General features: G+C 59.2%; 16 protein-coding genes and 1 tRNA gene. 8 read left to right on the top strand and 9 right to left on the bottom strand.

The window, feature by feature from the left end:
• Positions 1-221: 221 nt before the first annotated feature.
• From MLD04_RS03335 to MLD04_RS03325, 3 genes are all read right to left on the bottom strand, one after another.
• Positions 222-1,670, bottom strand: coding sequence for a sigma-54 dependent transcriptional regulator (locus MLD04_RS03335; protein ID WP_248154755.1), 1,449 nt, complete (start codon positions 1,668-1,670; stop codon positions 222-224).
• 70 nt (positions 1,671-1,740) lie between these two features.
• Positions 1,741-2,070, bottom strand: coding sequence for a flagellar protein FliT (gene fliT / locus MLD04_RS03330; protein ID WP_248154753.1), 330 nt, complete (start codon positions 2,068-2,070; stop codon positions 1,741-1,743).
• A 76-nt stretch (positions 2,071-2,146) separates the two neighbouring features.
• Positions 2,147-3,505, bottom strand: coding sequence for a DUF1329 domain-containing protein (locus MLD04_RS03325; protein WP_248154751.1), 1,359 nt, complete (start codon positions 3,503-3,505; stop codon positions 2,147-2,149).
• Positions 3,506-3,707: 202 nt separating this feature from the next.
• Between MLD04_RS03325 and MLD04_RS03320 the strand changes: the two genes are divergently transcribed.
• Together MLD04_RS03320 and MLD04_RS03315 are read left to right on the top strand one after the other, a co-directional pair.
• Positions 3,708-4,220, top strand: coding sequence for a DUF6586 family protein (locus MLD04_RS03320; RefSeq protein WP_345799600.1), 513 nt, complete (start codon positions 3,708-3,710; stop codon positions 4,218-4,220).
• A gap of 51 nt (positions 4,221-4,271) precedes the next feature.
• A complete protein-coding gene (locus MLD04_RS03315) occupies positions 4,272-4,532 on the top strand; it encodes a hypothetical protein (protein ID WP_248154747.1) in 261 nt (86 codons plus the stop codon).
• Between the two features lie 38 nt (positions 4,533-4,570).
• Here the strand turns inward: MLD04_RS03315 and MLD04_RS03310 are convergent, their stop codons facing one another.
• Together MLD04_RS03310 and lexA are read right to left on the bottom strand one after the other, a co-directional pair.
• Positions 4,571-5,062 (bottom strand): cell division inhibitor SulA, encoded by a 492-nt coding sequence (locus MLD04_RS03310; RefSeq protein ID WP_248154745.1) that lies wholly within the window; start codon positions 5,060-5,062, stop codon positions 4,571-4,573.
• Positions 5,063-5,094: 32 nt separating this feature from the next.
• Positions 5,095-5,703: a transcriptional repressor LexA gene (gene lexA, locus MLD04_RS03305; RefSeq protein WP_248154743.1), complete on the bottom strand. Its 609-nt coding sequence runs from the start codon at positions 5,701-5,703 to the stop codon at positions 5,095-5,097.
• A 199-nt stretch (positions 5,704-5,902) separates the two neighbouring features.
• On the opposite strand from lexA, the gene MLD04_RS03300 reads away from it, so the two are divergent.
• Genes MLD04_RS03300 through MLD04_RS03290 form a run of 3 tightly spaced genes read left to right on the top strand, consistent with a single transcriptional unit; the run spans position 5,903 to position 8,337 of the window.
• Positions 5,903-6,904, top strand: a complete 1,002-nt coding sequence (locus tag MLD04_RS03300) for an amidoligase family protein (RefSeq protein ID WP_248154741.1) — start codon at positions 5,903-5,905, stop codon at positions 6,902-6,904.
• Entirely contained in the window at positions 6,897-7,631 is a 735-nt protein-coding gene (locus MLD04_RS03295; RefSeq protein ID WP_248154740.1) for a gamma-glutamyl-gamma-aminobutyrate hydrolase family protein, read from the top strand. The genes MLD04_RS03300 and MLD04_RS03295 overlap by 8 nt, the downstream gene beginning before the upstream one ends.
• A gap of 13 nt (positions 7,632-7,644) precedes the next feature.
• Positions 7,645-8,337, top strand: a complete 693-nt coding sequence (locus MLD04_RS03290) for an SIMPL domain-containing protein (RefSeq protein WP_248154738.1) — start codon at positions 7,645-7,647, stop codon at positions 8,335-8,337.
• A gap of 6 nt (positions 8,338-8,343) precedes the next feature.
• On the opposite strand, the gene MLD04_RS03285 is transcribed toward MLD04_RS03290, so the two are convergent.
• Together MLD04_RS03285 and MLD04_RS03280 are read right to left on the bottom strand one after the other, a co-directional pair.
• Entirely contained in the window at positions 8,344-12,087 is a 3,744-nt protein-coding gene (locus tag MLD04_RS03285) for a translocation/assembly module TamB domain-containing protein (protein WP_248154736.1), read from the bottom strand.
• On the bottom strand, positions 12,084-13,763 hold the full coding sequence (locus MLD04_RS03280) for an autotransporter assembly complex protein TamA (protein WP_248154734.1): 1,680 nt from the start codon (positions 13,761-13,763) through the stop codon (positions 12,084-12,086). The genes MLD04_RS03285 and MLD04_RS03280 overlap by 4 nt, the downstream gene beginning before the upstream one ends.
• Positions 13,764-14,008: 245 nt before the next feature.
• Between MLD04_RS03280 and MLD04_RS03275 the strand changes: the two genes are divergently transcribed.
• The 3 genes from MLD04_RS03275 (at position 14,009) to MLD04_RS03265 (ending at position 17,945) form a co-directional block, all read left to right on the top strand.
• Positions 14,009-15,016 carry a hypothetical protein gene (locus MLD04_RS03275; protein WP_248154732.1) on the top strand — a complete coding sequence of 336 codons (1,008 nt, stop codon included), beginning with the start codon at positions 14,009-14,011 and terminating at the stop codon, positions 15,014-15,016.
• A gap of 36 nt (positions 15,017-15,052) precedes the next feature.
• A complete protein-coding gene (locus MLD04_RS03270; protein WP_248154730.1) occupies positions 15,053-16,522 on the top strand; it encodes an amidase in 1,470 nt (489 codons plus the stop codon).
• Positions 16,523-16,607: 85 nt separating this feature from the next.
• Positions 16,608-17,945: a peptidoglycan DD-metalloendopeptidase family protein gene (locus MLD04_RS03265; RefSeq protein ID WP_248154728.1), complete on the top strand. Its 1,338-nt coding sequence runs from the start codon at positions 16,608-16,610 to the stop codon at positions 17,943-17,945.
• A 125-nt stretch (positions 17,946-18,070) separates the two neighbouring features.
• On the opposite strand, the gene MLD04_RS03260 is transcribed toward MLD04_RS03265, so the two are convergent.
• Both MLD04_RS03260 and MLD04_RS03255 read right to left on the bottom strand, forming a co-directional pair.
• Positions 18,071-18,147 (bottom strand) — tRNA-Met (locus MLD04_RS03260).
• A gap of 91 nt (positions 18,148-18,238) precedes the next feature.
• Positions 18,239-19,564: an acetyl-CoA C-acetyltransferase gene (locus tag MLD04_RS03255; protein WP_248154726.1), complete on the bottom strand. Its 1,326-nt coding sequence runs from the start codon at positions 19,562-19,564 to the stop codon at positions 18,239-18,241.
• Positions 19,565-19,703: the final 139 nt, after the last annotated feature.

The raw sequence follows: 19,703 nt of genomic DNA, 5'->3' as shown, positions 1-19,703 counted from the left end.
ACGCTCGCTCTCCTGACCCGCCCCATCGTGGGCGTTGTCTTCGGATTTATTCGTTAGCGAGCACTAAAGCCAGCTTCGTGCCAGGTTTTATTTTTCTTTATATTTCAATAGGTAGGAAGTTCAATAAAGAAGGGGTTGACGATATTTCGTCGCTTTTCAAGAGGCGCGGCGCCCAGGGTTACGAACCTTTGACGCCTTTATCCCAAGAGTTTGGGGAGCCGTCAGGACTCCTCGGTTTCCTCTCGAAGGCCGTATTTGCGAACCTTCTCGACCAGGGTGGTGCGCCTGATCCGAAGCTTCTCTGCGGCGCGGGCAACCACCCCGCCAGCTTCGTCCAATGCCTGCTGTATCAACTGCTTTTCCAGGTTGGCAAGATAATCCTTGAGATCGATGCCGTTTACCGGCAGCAGGGCCGGCGCATCGAGCCCCACCAGCCCGGGAATCCCGGATGGCATACCGGAATCCTCGACCGGTCGATTTTCATCGTAGTCGTCGACATAACGGAATTTCTTGGGCAATTCCTGAACGCCGATAACCGCATAGGGGTGCATGATCGCCAGGCGCTCAACCAGGTTGGCCAGCTCGCGAACGTTTCCCGGCCAGTCATGCCGACAGAGGCTCATGATCGCCGCAGAGTTCAGGCGCAAGGATCCCCGCTTCTCCTTCTCCATGCGGGAGATCAGTTCGTTGATCAACAGGGGGATATCCTCCACCCGCTCCCGGAGTGACGGCATTTCAATCGGAAAGACATTGAGACGGTAGTAGAGATCCTCCCGGAAATTTCCGGCCTCGATCATGTCTTCGAGATTCTTGTGCGTGGCCGCAATGACCCTGACGTCGGCACTCTGGGTACGATTGCTGCCCACCCGCTCGAATGTCCGTTCCTGAAGCACCCGAAGAATCTTGACCTGCATGTTCAGCGGCATGTCACCAATTTCATCGAGGAACAGTGTTCCGCCCTCAGCCATTTCGAACCGACCGACCCGGGCGGTGATGGCACCGGTAAAAGCACCCTTCTCATGGCCGAACAGTTCACTTTCGAGCAGCTCCGCTGGAATGGCACCACAGTTAACCGGGACGAACGGTCTGTCACGACGGGACGAGTGATAGTGCAGATTGCGAGCCACCACCTCTTTACCAGTACCCGACTCGCCGGTGATCAGAACACTGACGTCCTTGTCGGCCACCTGCTCCATCAGCTGACGAACCTGCTGTACCTTTCGGCTGGTTCCCACCAGACTCCGGAATAACTGGACGCCTCGCTGCTGGCCGCGGTCACGGCTGCGATCAAACTGGTCCCGAAAAATCTGCGCCCGATAGAGCGAGTCAACAAACTTGGTGTAATTCAGGGGCCATTCCAGCCGGGCAATGATCCGGCTCGCCTGATCAGCGGACAACTCGGAGATGTCCGGATCACCCACCATCAGGACCGGCACGCCCTCAACCTGATTGCACAGATGGGCGACGTGGCGAACCCCCTCCGGCTCTTCGCCGTTAACGATGGCGACCGCGATGTCGGCAAGTGCCTCGGTATCGTCTGCCGCAAGCAGTTCCCGGGCGTCATCGCCTGCGAAGATCTCTTCTTCACCTATGAACTCAAGAATGGTCACCATATCGCGCCGTCTTGAGTCATCCGTACTCAACACCAGCACTTTGTTATTTTTGGACATTCACGGAAATCTCTTTGGGGATTTGTGCGGTATTTAAGACTGTCAGGCTCCGCGAGTCAATTTTATGACGCTATTTGATCCGATCGGACGAAACATTCTGATAAGCACGGGCCGCACTGCGGTTTCGGGTGACGTCGCGCAGTTCGGATTCCGCTCTGGCGCGAGCCCGGGTGGCACTTTCATTCGCCGCGTCAACAAACTGTTGCAACTCCTCCAGACGCTGCCTGACCGGGTCGGCTTCGACTTCACCGGCCTCCAGGGCGACCATCAGCGGTTCCACTGTCGGCTTGACGGAAGCGTTCAGTCGGGCCAACTCCTCCCAGTCTTCCCGCGCCAACGCTTTGCCCAGGTCAGCCAGAAGCTGATCGAGGTGCTCGAAGTGAACAGGGGAATCGGCCATTACACAGTCTCCGTCATTCAGTCATCGTGAATGATGGCAGGCCGGGGCGGGAGGTACAAGCGCCCCGGCCCCGCCCTTAACGGCGGGCCGCCCGACGCGCCGCCGACGCGGAGAATTCGGTGCTGCGGAATCCCGGACTGAAATCGTAAGGGGGGAAACCTTCGTCCAGACCATCGATGTAGTAACGACCGGCTTTGAGATCGTAGGTCATTTCCATCGTGGTCCAGAACACAGGTTCACTGTAATAGCTGATGTTGTGGGCTTCGGATACACGCCAGAGCTTGCCGGCATCGTCGTATTCTTCAGACACCAGAATCTGCCAGCTGTCCTCGTCCACATAGAAGACCCTGCGGGAATAGATATGACTGATCCCGGTCCTGAGCTTGGCCTCGACCACCCACACGCGATGCAGCTCATAACGGGTCAGGGCCTGGTTAACGTGTTGGGGCCGGATAACATCCGCCGGACGCACACCGGCCTCATGGAGACGGTAAGCGTTATACGGGACGTAGATTTCGCGTTTGCCCTTTAGCGTCCAGTTGTACTGGTTAGGCGCCCCGTTATACATGTCCTTCTGATCGACGGACCGCAGGGACGACGAATTGGGAAGATCGGTCTCATAAGCCAGATTCGGTGAGCGACGCAGCCGCCGTGAGCCCGCATCGTATCGCCATGCCAGGCGGGGTGAACGAACCTGGTCCAGTGTCTCGTGCACCAGCGTGATGGTTCCGGCCAGCGTTGACGGTGCAACGGTGTTGGTTTTCAGATAGAAAATCTTGTTGTCGATGTCCTGGAGCTCCGCCCCCTTCTTGCTGTATGCGAAGAAGTACTCGTAATCATTCACCACAGGGTTATAGGCACCATCGACTTGTGGCGTTGCCGATGCACTTCGGAACGCCACTTCCTGGCCCCGGTAACGCAGGATATGGTTCCAGATGACCTCCAGGCCGCTCTTCGGAATTGGAAAGGGGCTGGTCATGATCGTGTTGCGAACGCCATTCCCGTTCTCGAGCAGCTCCGCGGTCCGGGCATTCTCCATGGATTTCTTGTAGACAATGTCCGGGAACGCCGCCGTTCTCCGGGTCTGGTAGATCGGCATGAAAAAGTCAGGACCGTACTTCTCCAGCATCCGCCGGTGCCCGTCGGTCAGTTTTGACTTGTAGAGATCCATATTGTCCCGGGTAATCACGAACAGGGGTTCGTCTTCGGGGAATGGGTCCGTTTCAATCGTACCCGACTTCCAACCCTGAGGCGGTTGCCTGAGACCACCCTGCCACTCCGGGATGGCGCCCGACGCATTTCCGCTCCGCTCCGCTCCGACCGGGGTCAGGTCGTTCCCGAGTCTGGCAGCCTCTGACGGTTGAACGGCAGACATCGCCGCACCCGAGAACCCGAACAACATTGCCAAAAGACCCGTCGAGATCTGACTTCGCATGACCGACACCTCTTGAGTTTTGATAGGACGGTCCGCTTTTTGCCAAATTCAAACGGTCGTTTCAAGCGTTTGTTTGTATCTTCTTGTGAAGCTGACGGATGAAATTGCCGTCAGGTGCAGAAATTTCTCACTGAAAATGATATCATTCGAGGTTTACTGACGATCTGCTTCTCCAACTTTGTTTCTTGACCTCAGGTAGTCCATGGCCTCTCAGTGGTATTCGCTGGTTTCCCAAAAGCTGTTCCTGGCGCAAACGTTATTAGGCCAGCTTGAACCAGGGTCCCGTTTCGGAACCGGGGAGAGCATGACGGAGGCAGAGAAAGCCCTGAATCGCGAGGCAGCGACTCAAGGGGCTGTGGAATTGATGCTGCGGGGACGGCAACTACTGTTGGTACTGGTTGCGAATCTGTACCAGCATCGCCATGCACAACCCGAATCACTGAGTCAGTTGCAGACGTTAACCGGTCCGGAAAATCAGGACGTCCAACGGCTCGCGGAGCTGGCCGCCCAGCCCGGTAGTTGGTGGAGTCATCTGGATCAACTTGAGTACAGCCAGGGCCACCCACCGGTTACCCGCAAAACCGTCAGTGATGAAAACATCATTGCTGTCGCAGCGGAGCCGGGACCCGACCGATCACCCTCCGGGTTGATGAAGACCCTGGAGGCGCTCAGACACTTTGCCGAGGCCCTTAACGAACAGCACAGCGAATGGTAAAGCCTTCAGCGCTGCACGTTCACAGGCCCCAACAACAGACAGGTTTACCGAATGTCACCATCTTTTTTCGAGATCGTACAACTGAGCAATGGAGACTATGCGCTTCGTCGCGTCGATGACGACAGCGCCCCGCTGGTGAAAATTTCCTTTTCCGAGGAAGCGCGGGAAATGATGGAAGATCGCGACATGAATGTTGCCAAGGCGATGATCGCCGCAGGCATCGAAGCCGTCGGCAACGTTGCCCACGACATCGATTGGGAAGAGGACGATATCGAGGCGATTGACCCGCAACCGTCGTACACTCTGCACTGACATGACTGACCGGCGGGCACCGTGGCCTCAGCCAGCGCTTACCGCTGTCGCAATACCACTCCGTGACTTTTACCCTCAGCCGAAGCCCGCTGAAGCGATTCAAACCCTGCCCTGCTCAGCTTTTGCGTCCAGAGAACGACGGCATGGCAGGTGCCCGCTTTCAGAGCGCGCTCGGCAAGTCGCTGGGCTGGTAGCTCGCTGGTCGACCTCAGAATAAGAAGTTCGCCCGCCACGATTCCATGCATTTTCTGCCACTTGCTGACCAGCGCCTGCGGCGGATCAATCCACGCAAGCCAGCGTTTCTCCTGATTCAGCTGCGTCAACATTGGCAGCAAAAGCTGAAAATTCTCGACTTGCCCCTCAGGCAGGATGATTTCCGTGACATTACCGGCAACCTCAGCGGGCTGCACCTCTCTGACCCTGCGCGCCCGGAGTACGGACCTGCGATCCGTGCCAGTCGGGCCAGCAACTGTGCCCGCCAGAGCGCCCTGATGGTATGCCAGATTCTGATTAAAGCTCAGCTGTTCCATATTTCACCCGCTTCGACTGGTCACGCTTTGATTCAGTGCAGGTCCGAACGCCGGATTACACCGACACCCAGGCCTTCGATAAACAGTTCCTGTTCAGCCAGATCCACTTCGATCGGATCGAACTCCTCGTTTTCGGCGATGAGATAGACCTTGCTGCCTTCCCGCCGGAACCGCTTGACCGTCACTTCATCGCCTATTCTTGCGACGACTACCTGCCCATTGTGGACGTCCTGAGTGCTGTGCACCGCGAGCAGGTCACCATCCAGGATTCCGATATCCTTCATACTCATCCCCCGGACACGAAGGAGATAGTCCGCTGAGGGTGAGAAGAAGTCCGGCTGAAGCGTGCAGTGATCCTCGATATGCTCCTGGGCAAGAATCGGACTGCCAGCGGCGACCTGACCGATAACGGGCAAACCGAGATCCTCCTCGGCTTCGGGCAACCGGATGCCCCGACTGGCACCGGGAACCATTTCGATGGCTCCTTTGCGGGCCAGCGCCCTGAGATGTTCTTCCGCTGCATTTGCCGAGCGAAAGCCGAGTTCCGCCGCAATTTCCGCACGTGTCGGCGGATATCCGGTTTCATCAAGGTATCGCCGGATGATGTCGAGTACCTGGGATTGCCTTGCTGTTAGCTTCATTCGGGAACTCCGACTGGGCCCTGAGCCGGACGTTACCGAGCCGGACAGAGCCTGTTTTTTTATACAGTAATCGAACTATATACAGTGTTTTATCCAGTGTAAAGTCGCGGAACTCAAAATTTGTAACCTGCGCCGGAGGGCTGCCCTCTCGCCGGGTATGCTATGGTGTCCGGACCATGGACCGAAGGGCGGGAATCCTATGCCAAACGCCGACACCTGCAGGTTGCCGGACGTACAAACAACCCACACCGGTGAGGAACGCCGTGTGGGCGTCGAGGTCGAACTCTCCGGCCTTGGATACCGGGATCTGGTCGACCTGGTATCGCAACTGCTCCAGACCCCGGCCGAGTCGGAGGCCCGTTACGTCTCCCGGGTGACAACCGAACTCGGAACCTTTGCCATCGAACTGGATTCCGACCCGATCAAGGAACTGGACCTGACCGATGAACGACTGCCCGAATCCATCCGGGAGATCGGCGGACAGGCCATGGGCGTTATCGATGCTGCGGCCGAGCGCATCGTCCCGCTGGAGGTGGTAACACCGGCCATCCCGTTCTCGCGCCTGCAGGAGGTGGAATCACTGGTGGATTCACTCCATCTGGCCGGCGCCCAGGGCAGCCGGGAAGCCATCTACTTTGCCTTTGGACTGCAACTGAACCCGGAGTTGCCGGATCTTGAGGCGGGGACCATCGTGCGGTACCTCCAGGCGTTTGCCGCACTTTACGACTGGCTGAAGTCCAGACACCAACTCGACATCAGCCGGAAGTTCACCACCTACATAGAGCCCTGGCACAGTCGCTACTCCGAGCAGATCATGGCGGATGACTATGCGCCGGATCGGGAATCACTGATGCGCGACTACCTGGAGCTCAACCCGACCCGAAACCGGGCGCTTGACCTGCTTCCCCTGTTCGCTCATCTGGACAAGGCGCTTCTGGACCAGTATGTCCAGGACCCCAGGATCAAGAGCCGTCCGACGCTGCATTACCGACTACCCGACTGTGACATCGGCAACCCCGAATGGCATTTTTCGAATGTCTGGAACGACTGGGTTGTGGTTGAACAGATCGCCAACCATGCGGAACATCTGGCGGAACTCCGCGCGGCCTTCCGCGACAGCCAGAAATTCAGTTTTTACAACCTGACTCACAGCTGGCCGGAAATGACGTCCCAGTGGCTGAGTGACAAAGGCTATGTCTGAGCAGGAGACCGACACACCCGGGCTGACGATCGGCATCAGCGGACCCGCCCACCGCGGCCTTGCCCATCGGCTGATCAGCCTCGGCCTCCGGATGCAGGGAGCCGGCACCTTCTATATTCGGCCAGGCTCCACCGTCGACGTCAGCCTCCTTGATGGCCTGATTCTGTCGGGAGGAACCCACGTTCACCCATCGAATTACGGCCAGCAACCCCAGGTGACAGCCCGTTACGATCGCCGCCGGGACGCAACAGACCGACGGCTGCTGAACGATGCCGAAGCGCTCGGCATCCCGGTAATGGGAATCTGTCGGGGCGCCCAGTTCATCAATGTGTTTCACGGCGGATCTTTGTGCCAGAACGTCACACCGTTGAGGGTAAACACCCGTCATCGCCCGCTGCTGCTGCCCCTGCAAACGGTGAAGGTGGTGGCCGGCACACGGCTCAGTCGTCTGATGAAAGCACCCGTGATCGGGGCCAACCGGATTCACAGCCAGGCCATCAAACGCCTGGGACGAAACCTCAGGGTGGTCGCCGTGGACAACGATCTCTTCGTGCAGGCCTTCGAAAATACCGGTCGCCAATGGCTGATGGGCGTTCAGTGGCATCCGGAATACTTGCTCTACCACGGTGGCCATCGGCGGATCTTCCGTGAATTCGTCGACGCTGCCCGGGCTTTCAAGCGCACCCGGCTCGAGCCGGAAAACAACGATCAAACCCCCTCTGGCTGAAGGAGATCACGCCATGAAGATACAACGAAGGAGTTCCCCGGGACTGGTTGCCGGACTGACACTTGCCCTGGCCACCACATCGGCCATGGCCGGAGAATTGTCCCTGACCGGTGAAGGATCCGTGCGCTACGAACCGGACAGCGCCAATCTGCAGTTCACCGCCAATGCAGAAGCCGCCACCACCACAGAGGCCGCCGAGCAGGTCCACGCCACCATTGCGCAGTGGCGACAACAGACCGAAAAGTGGCGGAGTCAGTTCCGGGACTACAGCGATGCACGCCTGAGCCTGTATACCCGAACTCGCCCTCCGGTCGAGCGAAATGAAGATCCCACACAGGTAGCCGTTGCCAATCAGACGGTGAGTTTCAGCATTCAGGACCTGAAATTGCTGAACCCGATTCTCGAGAAGGCACAATCGCTCGGCCTGGAGTACCACCTGAGTCCGAACCAGTTCTTCCATTCCGACCCGGACAGCCTCAAGCAGGAAGCGCTTCGCAAAGCCATCGCGGACGCCCGCCGTCAGTGTGAGTTTGTGGCGCGCCAGCTGAACCAGCAATGCGGAGAGGTGGTCACCATGACCGTCAACGGTGGCTTCCGTCCGATGCCCGTGATGATGGCCGAATCCCGGGCCGTCAAGGACACCGTCGGCAGCGTGGGACCACAGGAAATCGAAGCCTCGGTCAGCGCCACCTTCAAGCTTGAGTGAGCCAAATCAGAAATCCCGGGTATAGAAGATATCGAGCGAGGCGGCCAGTCCACTGGCCGCTTCAAGGTAGAAGTACTTGCCCAGGTCGTATCGCAGGGCAAAGGTGGTGATCGGCTGAAAGATTCCGACCCCGTATCGCACACTGAGATCATCGGTCAGGTAACCACTGGCGACAACGGACGTCTGCTCCCCTGTGCCCTCCGCCTCCAGTGCCAGGTTGCGGATACCCAGCTCCTCCCCGACTTTGCCGGTCAGCTTGCTCGCCTGGGTGAGGCCCAGGGAGAGTGCCGCCCGGTTCATCTGTCCCCGGTCACCCTGGCTCTGGGGCGCACGTCCGAGAATCAGGTAAGACAGGGCGTCGGTCTGAGGCATGTCGGGCGTTGAAAACACCTCGGTCGATGGTGAACGAACCGGACCGCTCAGACGCAATCCGGCAGTCACCGACCCAACCTCCCGAATCGCCTCGACATCCAGGTAGGGTTGCGTCAGGTTACCGACGAAAAGCAACCGCGCCTGTCGGAGCTCAAGTTCCTGGCCGTAGGCCTCGTAATGCCCCTTCACCAACTGAAGAGTGCCCCGCGTATCCATATCGTTCCCGATCCGCAGCGTTCCCTCGAGATTGCCGGTGATACCGAAGGCGCTGAAGCTGACCTCATCCGCACCAACCCGTACGGTCACATTCATGTTCATGCTCCGAATCGCGGGCTTTTCCGTTTCGACACCGACCACCACCTCGTCATCCGATACCTGAACGGCCTGGTCAGGCAGGGACTGGATCTCGATACTGCCCCGGGGCACCGAGATGTCGCCGGACACACTCAGCCTTCCCTGACTGAACTCGATGGCCAGATCCGGCCCAACCTCCAGGTGAGCGTAGGGCTCAATATTCAACGGAACCCTTGAGCCCTTCACCGCAACCCGACCTTTCCAGCCGTCGGTCCAATCCAGCGAACCGTCAAGAATCGTGTCACTCCGGGCGTTGCTCCGGATCCGCCCACTGATATCCGCCGAATGACCTTTGAGATCCACCTGCATGACGATGCTTTCCATCGGGACGGGCAGCGAGGGATCCATCACCCGGCCATCGGTTAATGCCAACTGACCAGTCACTTCGGGATTCATCAGAGCCCCTGACAATCGGCCCTGCCCATTGATCTCGCCGGCAACCTCCTTGAAACGAGTGAACACGCCCGCCACTGCCACGTCCAGACCTGCAAGACTGAACTTGCCATCGATCTCGCGGTCCGGACTGGACGGGTCGACGGACAGGTCCAGGTTTAGGTCTCCAAGGCCTTTTCCGGAGAGATTGACCGCCAGCCTGGCCACGTCCGGTTCGAGATTCAGCTCGGTGACGAAGGTCTGATAGCCAAGACTCTGCCAGTCGCCATCCACCAGCACCTCAAACTTGCCACTGCCCGCGTCGACACGGATATGCCCCCTGGGTCCGGCGTCCGACAGGGTCAGTGCGACCTGTCCATTCAATTCCGACTCCCAGCGCAGCGTCTCTGGCAGAAGCGGAGACAGCGCACTCGCCGGAAAACGCTCGATCCGGTAAGCGATATCCGGTTGCGGCCAGAGCTGCTGCTCCTCCGCGCACACCGAACTCTGTTGCCAGGCCCAGCAATGGGCACCGAACCGGACCTGTTTGCCACCCTGCCATGACAGCGACGCGGGAGACTGCAATAGCCATTGCTGGTTCTGGCTGGCGATATCAATACGGCCACTGGCGAGCCGCCCCTGCCACTGGGACCATCCGGATTCAAATCCGCCAGAGAAGGAAAGAGCAACAGTGGCGTCGTCCTGCTGAAGGTCCACCTTTAGCGTGTGAGCCCCCTCCGTACCCGTGGCGTTCAGAGTCACCGTATCGATCCGTTGTCCGCCGGCGGCCAGGCCTTTTCCCTTCAGCTCTGCGGTCAGTCGCTGGCCTTCGGCCAACGATGCCGTTGCATCAAGGTCATCCAGGGCGACTTTCCCCTGCCAGGCCAGTTCCTGGCCTTTGAGGGAGAGGTTGCCCGTCGGATCTGCCCGGGTTCCACCCAGGTGTATCTGCCCCTGGAGCTGACCCTCCAGGCCAGCCAGTAACTGCTCTGGTGATGGGGCGTCCAGAGAGAGATCACCCTCGATCTGGTCGCCCCATGCGCCGCTGCCAGACACCCGATTGTTCCCAACGAGAAGTTCGAAATCAGACAGCAACCACCGCCCACTGCGGGTATCAACATTTCCGGTAGCCCGGGTATCGTGGGTACGCCAGGTCCCCTGCAGATTCCAGTTGGCCGTCATTTCGGGGATAGCGCCCGAATGCCATGAACCTTCACTGCGAACCTGGCCATTCAGACTGGCTTCGAGCATGGGGAACCAGGTACCAGGATTGAATCCACTGAGATCCAACGCCGCGTTCCAGGTCAGCGGCCCGTCGAAGCCCACTTTGCCCTGGCCGGTCAGTGAACCGGCTTCGCTGGAGAGCTTGAGCTCCGACACCGTTACGGACTGAAAGTCTCCGTTCAAAGAGGTGTCGATGTCAGCGGCCCCCTGGGGACCGTCCGTGCTGGCGTGCAAGGTTGCCTGGTATTCCCGACCCTCAAGCGACAGCTGGCCGGTCAGGGTCTTCAGTTCAATGGCCGGCTCGGCCATCTCGGGGATCAGCGTATACCAGGGGAAGTGCTCCATCGTCAGGTCTGCCTGCGCACGGATTCCCTCCAGCCAGTGCACACTGCCCTGAAGCCGAACGGTTCCGGCGGAGGGCCCTCGGCCGGAGAGTTTCAGTGTGGTATCCCGGGCGCCGGCAGTCGTCAACAGACCGGATAAAGCCAGATCCACCGGCCCGGCCGTGCCAGGCAGCGTGGCCTGTCCGTGAGTCTGAAATCCGTTTTGCAGGGACCCTTTCGCTTCAATCCGTATATCGGAAAAGGCCAGCGTGGAGGGCAGGCTCGATAACCCTCTGAATTGGTCCGACCGCACGGTCAGCTGTGCCGGCAAAGCCGGGTCCAGGGGAGAGACCTGACCGGCCAGCGATGCACTTAGATAGCCCTTGCTGGTTCCATTCACCCTCAGCGACCGCACACTTCCGGCCAACTGCAGGTTAACCAGCCAACGGTCGCCCTCCGGCGGCGGGAGGGAGGCCTGGACGTCCAGGTCTACCGGCCAGTCCCCACGCGTGGTGATTTGACCACTGGCGGTCACGGCATAATCTGCCAACCTGTACGAAACACGCCCGAGTGACCAGTCCGCACCCGAGCCCGCGCCCTCCAGTTCGAAACGGTCCCAGATCCGGGATTGATTCAACTCGAACGGCCCCAACTGGACATCGGCCAGGCGGATCGAGACGGGTATATCGAGTGTTGGCAGCTGCAGACCTGCTGAAGCCCCCTGATCGCTGTCCGAGGGAGCGGTCGTCACGGTGATCCTGTCGGCATGAAGGGTGTCGAGGCAAACTTGCTTCTGCAGCAGGCAGGAGGGCGACCAGTCGATCCTGGGCGCCACAAGATCCAGGGTAATGCCGTAACCCTGCCAGTGGAGATGCCGCGCCTGCCAGTTTCCCAGCAAGCTCCCGCGACCGGACTGAACGGACAGTCCCGGCACCTGCTGAATCACCCAGGTCGTTCCGGTCTCCGAGCGCAGGGCCAACAGAATACCGGCCACCAGCAACACCAGAATCAGGGCAAGCAGCCCGGGCACCAGAACAATCCAGCGCAAGGGATGTCTGCGCTCGGTTGTTTCGGACGCCGGCTCTGGCCGTTTTTCGTCTGTCACAGCTCCGGCCCCATCGAGAAGTGAATACGCCAATCGCCCCCGAGCTCGGAATTCAGACCCTTGGCAAAGTCCAGCCGAAGGGGCCCTACGGGACTGATCCAGCGTATACCGACCCCAACCCCGGTTGCGAGCGGATCGAGTAAGTCGTTAATTGCATTACCATGATCAACAAACACCGCTGCCCGCCAACGATCGGCAAACTCGTACTGGTACTCGCCACTGCCCACCAGCAGGTAACGCCCGCCGACCGGAACTCCGTCGTCATTCTCGGGAGACAGCGTCTGGTAACCATAACCCCGGACACTCTGGTCGCCACCGGCGAAGAAGCGCAGGGACGGCGGCACGTCCTCGAACCGGTTGGTGGCGACACCACCAAACTGGAAACGGGCCAGAAAGCGATGCCTGCCCGCCAGTGTGTAAAGCCCCTTCATCTGCGTGTATACGTGAAGGATATCCACGTCGGATAGCACGGCCCGGTGGGACCCGGATACATCGAACTGCAGGCGATACCCCTGCGACGGGTCCAGCGCCGAGTCCTGATGCAGCTTCGTGTAACTGGCACCCGGTAGCAACAGGCTGCTTTTGCCGGTATCGGCACCATCGATATCGTAGCGTTCCCCTTCCCAGCGTAACGACAGCACCTGCAGCCAGCCACTGTCCAGTTGATGCTGCCATTGCTGCCCCAGGGTAAGACGGTCCGACGCGATGTTTTCAATGTCCTCACCCTGGTAACCAGCGGTCAGACGAATGGAGTCCGTCATCGGAGGGTCCAGCGGCAGCTCGTACCACGTGGTCAGATTCTGGCGCGGTTTGGAAAGTTCCGTCTCAGCCCCGCGTTTGTGCCCCATCGGGTTGATCCAGTGCTCCCGCCAGGTGCCTCGGAAGCGGGGGCCGACATCGGTGGAGAAGCCGACACCCGCCGCCACGGAGCGCGGATCGCGGCGCGTGAGCGTTACCCGGACGGGAATCTCCCGATCAACTGCCTGGTTTGGCGATGCGTCGATATCCACGCCCGAAAAATAGCCACTGCTGGACAGGTTTCGGCTTAACCGGGCAATGATATCCGCGTCGTAGGGTGTACCCGGTTCGAAGGTCACAAAGTCCTCCAGCAGCGACGTTTCAAAATAGTGATCGTCGGCGAAGGTGACCTCTCCCAAACGGTAGCGTTGACCGGACTGGAACACCAGGCGAATTTGCGCACTTTTTTCTTCGGGATTCACCTTCAGCGTATGGGACAGAAACTGGCCATCGAAATAGCCCAGTTTCCGGGCGCGACTGCGGATCGTATCTTTGAGATTGGAGTAGGCTCCGTGATCGAGAACCTCACCAACCGACGGTGACTGCGGAATGGCGTCGGTAAAGTCCGGGTCGTCTCCGGCAGGCCCCTCGATGGTCACGTTGCGGGAAGTAATCTTGACCGGCTCACCCGGCGAGATTTTCAGAGCGAGGCGAGCCAGTGCCTCCGAATCACTGGCAACGATGTCCCAGGTAATCGTCGGTCGATAATACCCGAGTGCTCTCAGCGCCTCTTTGGCCTGACCGACCGCAGTCGGTGCATACCGTCTCAGGTTATCCTCACTGCGTCCGTCCACCTCGCCGATGAAGGCCTCGACGTTGGATACCAGCTCGGGGTGGTCGCCTTCGACCTGCACCTCTACCTGCTGGGCCAGGCCCATGGCCGGAGCCATCAACCAAAGCAGCAGGAGCGGTCGAAATAAGGCGCGTGTCAGGGTCGGCTTGATAAATGGACTCCGCTTGGTCGTTTTCCGCTCACGGGACCGGATGGGAACGGATCAAGACTGGAATTTTAGCGCCAGAGGGTCAAGTTAATCCATGGCGAGCAAACAGGTCGTGCTGCGTAGGCAAATACGCTAACCTGTCAGACACTTAGAGACCCCATGCAGGATTGGTTGGCCGTTTCATGTTGCAGATTAACCGGGAAAACCTGAAATCCAGTCATCAGCTCGTCTGGTTCATCATCGATTTTCTGATGCTCGGCCTGCTGATTCTGAACCTCGCCTTTATCATCTGGGACTCGATCTATGGTTTCGTGGCTGTGCAGCACCTGTTGCAGCAGCACCTGCCTGCGCTGCAGTCGGCCTACCATCCGATTCATGAACGCTTCATTTTTTACGATCTGATTTTTGTCGGCATCTTCCTCACCGAGTTCTTCATTCGCTGGGGATACGCCATCAAGGCCAGCATCTATGACCGCTGGTACTTCTACCCGTTCATCCACTGGTACGACCTGGTGGGCTGCATCCCCGTTGGCAGCCTGCGCTTTCTGCGTATCCTGCGGGTCATTTCAATTGTCTACCGGCTCCACCAGTACCGGATCATCGATATTACCAGCACCCGCATCTACCAGTTCTTCAACTTCTACTACGAAGCCTTCATGGAGGAGCTGTCGGACCGGATCGTCCTGAAGGTCCTGACCGGGGTGCAGGAGGAGGTGCGTCGTGGCTCACCCCTGTTCGACCACATCCAGCAGGATATTCTCTATCCGAGGCGGGGCATGCTCTCGGACTGGATATCCCGCCGCGTTGCCGAGGCGGCCCAGGAAGGCTATGTCCCCAACCGGGGTGCGCTACGGCACTACCTTGAAAACCGCGTCGACCATGCCCTGAAACAGAACCTGGAACTGTCCAGATTGAAATATCTTCCGGTTGTGGGTTCAACCATCCAGGAAACGCTGGAGGGAGCGGTCGGCGATATCGTGGCCAACGTCATTCACCAGATTCTCGAAGATCTGGCCTCCGCCTCGAACCATGCCTTTATTGAAGATATCGTCAATGTCTTCCTGCCAACGCCGGAAGGTGTGGCGGCCGATGACTCCCAGAACCAGGCTTTGATCGAGCTGATTATCGAAATTATCGATGCCATCAAGGGACAGGTCCGCGTCAAGCATTGGCGGGCACAATTGCCCTGACAACGGACGCCCGAATCACAACAACAAGGATCTCCGATGAACGCATTGCACTACCAGCCTGCGCACCAGCTTCTCCGACAAATGGAACAGGGGGAGCTGACCAGTGAAGCCCTGGCCACATCCTTGCTGGCCCGTATCCGGGAACTCAATCCGGCCATCAATGCGGTGGTGGCACTCGACGAACAGGCTGTACTGGAACAGGCCCGCAAGGCTGACCAGGAACGCCGGGCCAACCAGATCCGGGGCCCCCTGCACGGCCTGCCACTGACACTGAAAGATACCTGGGAGGTGGCCGGCATGACCTGCACTGCCGGTGCTCCCGTGCTGGAACAGCACCGACCGGATCGACACGCCGACGTGGTTCAGCGACTGGAGGATGCCGGCGCCATTATCCTGGGCAAAACCAATGTTCCGCTTTATGCCACGGACCTGCAGAGCTACAACAAACTGTTCGGCACCACCCGCAACCCCTACGATCCACAACGGACACCCGGCGGCTCGTCTGGCGGCGCCGCAGCGGCACTGGCCGCCGGTTTCACACCATTGGAGGTGGGCAGCGATCTGGCCGGTTCCATACGGACTCCCGCGCATTTCTGCGGCGTGTTCGGGCACAAACCGACACGGGCCCTGATCTCCTTCCGTGGTCACATCCCGGGGCCGCCCGGCACCCAGTCTCGCCCGGATCTGGTCGAGGCGGGCCCCATGGCGCGGACCGCCGCAGACCTTGAGTTGCTGCTGAATGTCATTGCCGGCCCCCGCCCGGCGGATGACCGCAGCTGGGACCTGGCCATGGAACCCACAAGAATCCATTCCCTGGAGCAGACACGGGTGGGCCTGTGGCTGGAGGACCGCCACTGCCCCGTGGATCGAGAGCTGACCGAAGCCTACCGGGAACTGGGCAAACATCTGGAAACGCAAGGCGCACTGGTGTCGGAGGCCAGACACCCACTGCTCGACATGGAGCACGTCCTGCCCGCCTATTTCAACCTGCTGGGTACACTGTTGAGCACCTCCCTGAAACCCGGGCAGAGACGCCAGATGAAATGGATCGCCCGACTGGAGCCCTGGCTTCACCTCTTCGGGCCGGTGACCTCCCACATCGGGGAATACGGACGCGGCGTCAATCAGAAAGTGCACGAATGGGCACTGTGGAACGAGATGCGGGAGAAGATGCGGGCGGAAATCGACGGGCTGTTCGACGAGTACGATGTCCTGCTCACCCCAATCACGCCGACCGTGGCGATCCGCCATGATCACAGCCAACCGGTGTTCAAGCGGCGCATTCAGGTCAACGGCCAGCCGCGGGCGTACATGGACCAGTTCTGCTGGATAGCACTGGCAACACTGCTGGGGCTTCCGGCTACCTCGATCCCCATTGGCCGGACCGCCGAAGGACTCCCGTTCAATGTCCAGTCCATTGGCGCACCGGGAGCCGACCTGACCACGATCCGGTTTGCTCAACTGCTTGAAGAAAAGGGTCTGGCCGGCTTTACCGAACCGTCATAATCCGATGGCCCCGGATGACCTGTCCGCAAAAAAGCATTATCCTTGGGCTCGAATGTGAACCGCTTTGTGCAGGAAATTCGAGCCCATGCAATCCCGACGTCGCTTAACACCCACCCATAAAATTTCCCTTGCCGTGAGTATGGCCTTTGTCCTGCTTGCGGGCATGTGGGTGTCTGGCAAATCCACCGCCGTGCCGGCACCGGCGACCTTCAAGCTGGATCCCCAGAGCCTGGTCTCCGATGACTCTCCCACCGGGACAACGCAGTCCTCTGACAACAGCGACGGTGACGCCAAAGGCCCGCTTGCGGTCGATTACGAAATCCAGAAGGGCGATACCCTGAGCGAAATCTTTGAGGATAAGGGCATTCCCGCCGCCCTGCTCCAACACATTCTGGAGGCCGATTCAGAGTATCTGTCGCTCGAAACCCTGATGCCCGGTAAGGTGCTTACCTTCCGGTACAATGATGAACACCAGCTGACGGCGCTGGACCTGCAACTGGACCCGGCCCGCAAGGTCAGCTTTGTACGACAGGACGACGACTCGTTCATCCACCAGCAGGTGGAGAGCAAAACCCACTGGGAATCCCAGATTCTCACCGGGGAGATACGAGGCAGTTTCTACGCCTCCGGCCTGAAAGCCGGGCTGAGCGATGCGCAGGTGGCCAGCCTGAGCCACCTCCTAAAGAACAAACTCAATTTCCGGCGGGACCTGCGAGCGGGAGACACCTTTGCCGTTATGCTGGGTCACGAGATCACGGAAGAGGATCAGGCGACCGGACAGATGCGCATCGAGGCGGTATCACTCTCCCGGGGCAAGCACGTCTACAATGCTTTCCTGTACAACGATGGCAATTATTACGACGAAAACGGCGAAAGCATCCTGCCGGCGTTCCTGCGTTGGCCGACAGCCCGCCATTTCCGGGTATCGTCACCCTTCAACCCGAAGCGACTGCATCCCGTTACGGGCCGCCGCGCGCCGCATAATGGCGTTGATCTGGCCACTCCGAGCGGCACACCGGTCCGGAGTACCGGCGATGGCGTTGTCACCCGTATTGGCAACCATCCCTATGCCGGCAAGTACATCGACATCGACCACAACGGGTCTTTCGAGACACGCTATCTGCATCTGAGCAAGATCATGGTGAAGCGGGGCGAGCGGGTGAAACGGGGCGAGAAAATCGCACTATCCGGCAACACCGGGCGCACCACTGGCCCTCACCTGCATTTTGAATTCCACGTTAAAGGACGTCCCGTCAACCCGCTGACCGCGGACATTCCCACGGCGGCCAGTGTACCGAGGAAAGACCTCGCGTCCTTCAAGTCCCAGGTTCACCAACAACTGGCGCTCATGCGTGCCGCTACGGATCCGGCGTCATTGGTCGCGACAGGTCCCGACCAGGGTTCGGATACCGCTACCAACTGAAACTGACAGCTGATGTCGGGGCGGGGCAACGGAAACAAAAAAGGCAGATCAGTTCCCGACTGATCTGCCTTTTTTCTGAAAGCCTAAAGCAACAAAGCCCGCGAATGCGGGCTTTGTTTCAATAGTGGTAGCGGGGGCTGGATTCGAACCAACGACCTTCGGGTTATGAGCCCGACGAGCTACCAGACTGCTCCACCCCGCATCAAAACTGGTTGTCTTTCGGGGAACCCCCGATCAACGTGGCGCGAATGATACGGGCTGGAATGTAACCTGTCAAAGGATATTCCAGAAACTTAGCGTTCCAGAATCGCAGTAACCCCCTGGCCGCCCGCGGCACAAATCGAGATCAACCCACGACCGCTTCCCTTTTCCTCCAGAAGCTTCGCCAGGGTTGCCACGATGCGTCCGCCGGTTGCTGCAAAGGGATGCCCGGTCGCCAGGCTGCTGCCCTTGACGTTCAACTTGTCCCGATCAATGCTGCCCAGCGGCGCGTCCAGCCCCAGCCGCTCTTTACAGAACGCCGGATTCTCCCATGCTTTCAGGGTTGAGAGCACCTGAGCGGCGAACGCTTCGTGGATTTCATAGAAATCGAAATCCTGCAGCGTAAGCCCCGCCCGCTCCAGCATCCGCGGAACCGCGTAGGCCGGGGCCATCAGCAGGCCCTCTTTCTTGTCGACGAAATCGACGGCGGCCACTTCCGAGAACGTCAGCCAGGCTTTCACTTCCAGGTTATTCTCCCTGGCCCAGTCCTCGCTGGCCAAAAGTACACAGGACGCGCCATCCGTCAACGCCGTGCTGTTGGCGGCCGTCATCGTGCCATGCTCCCGATCAAACACCGGTTTCAGGGTGGCCAGCTTTTCCAGTGTGGTGTCCGGACGCAGAATGTTGTCCTTCTCCAGACCGGCAAGCGGTGTCATCAGGTCGCTGAAGAAGCCTTCCTCGTAGGCTTTGGCCAGCTTCTGATGGCTCTCCCAGGCAAGCACATCCTGGTCTTCGCGAGGGATATCCCATTCCTTCGCCGTTACCTGACAATGCTCGCCCATCGACATGCCCGTCCGGGGCTCGCCATTTTCCGGAATTTCCGGAACCAGATGCCCGGGACGGAACCGTCCGAGAATCCTCAGTCGCTCTTTGGTGGTTTTCGCCCGGTTCAGATCCAGCAGAATTTCCCGCAGTCCCTCGCCAACACCAATGGGGGCATCTGAAGTGGTATCCGTACCGCCGGCAATACCACATTCAATCTGACCAAGCGCAATCTTGTTGGCCACCAGGATCGCTGCCTCCAATCCGGTACCACACGCCTGCTGAATGTCGTACGCCGACGTTTCCGGCGCCAGCCCGCAGCTGAGCACAGACTCCCGGGTCAGGTTGAAATCGCGGGAATGCTTGATGACCGCACCCGCCACGACCTCACCCATTCGCTTGCCCTGGAGATCAAACCGATCCACCAGACCGCGCAGCGCAGAGGTCAGCAGCTCCTGGTTACTGATCTTGCTGTAGGCAGTGTTGGATTTGGCGAAGGGAATGCGGTTTCCGCCGAGAACGGCGACCCGACGGATGCCATTATCAGTCTTGTTAGCGGATGACTTTTTCGATGTGCGTTTCGGGGCCTGTGCCATAATTTTTACCTGTTTGGGAGTGGAATTAAGGAATCGTGCCGAGGGGGATTGGGAATACCTGTCCAAAACACGCTCCTTGCGGCACGTCCATGTGACGCTTGAGCTCCGCCATCCATGGCTCCGCACAGTTTTGGACAGG

This window comes from Marinobacter koreensis, from assembly GCF_023156285.1.
Classification (GTDB): Bacteria; Pseudomonadota; Gammaproteobacteria; order Pseudomonadales; family Oleiphilaceae; genus Marinobacter; species Marinobacter koreensis.
This window is presented reverse-complemented; position numbering and strand designations above follow the sequence as displayed.

What these genes read in the sequence shown, in the direction of transcription:
- MLD04_RS03335 (WP_248154755.1), bottom strand. Translation starts at nt 1,670, where the DNA reads ATGTCCAAAAATAACAAAGTGCTGGTGTTGAGTACGGATGACTCAAGA.
- fliT (WP_248154753.1), bottom strand. Translation starts at nt 2,070, where the DNA reads ATGGCCGATTCCCCTGTTCACTTCGAGCACCTCGATCAGCTTCTGGCT.
- MLD04_RS03325 (WP_248154751.1), bottom strand. Translation starts at nt 3,505, where the DNA reads ATGCGAAGTCAGATCTCGACGGGTCTTTTGGCAATGTTGTTCGGGTTC.
- MLD04_RS03320 (WP_345799600.1), top strand. Translation starts at nt 3,708, where the DNA reads ATGGCCTCTCAGTGGTATTCGCTGGTTTCCCAAAAGCTGTTCCTGGCG.
- MLD04_RS03315 (WP_248154747.1), top strand. Translation starts at nt 4,272, where the DNA reads ATGTCACCATCTTTTTTCGAGATCGTACAACTGAGCAATGGAGACTAT.
- MLD04_RS03310 (WP_248154745.1), bottom strand. Translation starts at nt 5,062, where the DNA reads ATGGAACAGCTGAGCTTTAATCAGAATCTGGCATACCATCAGGGCGCT.
- lexA (WP_248154743.1), bottom strand. Translation starts at nt 5,703, where the DNA reads ATGAAGCTAACAGCAAGGCAATCCCAGGTACTCGACATCATCCGGCGA.
- MLD04_RS03300 (WP_248154741.1), top strand. Translation starts at nt 5,903, where the DNA reads ATGCCAAACGCCGACACCTGCAGGTTGCCGGACGTACAAACAACCCAC.
- MLD04_RS03295 (WP_248154740.1), top strand. Translation starts at nt 6,897, where the DNA reads ATGTCTGAGCAGGAGACCGACACACCCGGGCTGACGATCGGCATCAGC.
- MLD04_RS03290 (WP_248154738.1), top strand. Translation starts at nt 7,645, where the DNA reads ATGAAGATACAACGAAGGAGTTCCCCGGGACTGGTTGCCGGACTGACA.
- MLD04_RS03280 (WP_248154734.1), bottom strand. Translation starts at nt 13,763, where the DNA reads ATGGGCCTGGCCCAGCAGGTAGAGGTGCAGGTCGAAGGCGACCACCCC.
- MLD04_RS03275 (WP_248154732.1), top strand. Translation starts at nt 14,009, where the DNA reads ATGTTGCAGATTAACCGGGAAAACCTGAAATCCAGTCATCAGCTCGTC.
- MLD04_RS03270 (WP_248154730.1), top strand. Translation starts at nt 15,053, where the DNA reads ATGAACGCATTGCACTACCAGCCTGCGCACCAGCTTCTCCGACAAATG.
- MLD04_RS03265 (WP_248154728.1), top strand. Translation starts at nt 16,608, where the DNA reads ATGCAATCCCGACGTCGCTTAACACCCACCCATAAAATTTCCCTTGCC.
- MLD04_RS03255 (WP_248154726.1), bottom strand. Translation starts at nt 19,564, where the DNA reads ATGGCACAGGCCCCGAAACGCACATCGAAAAAGTCATCCGCTAACAAG.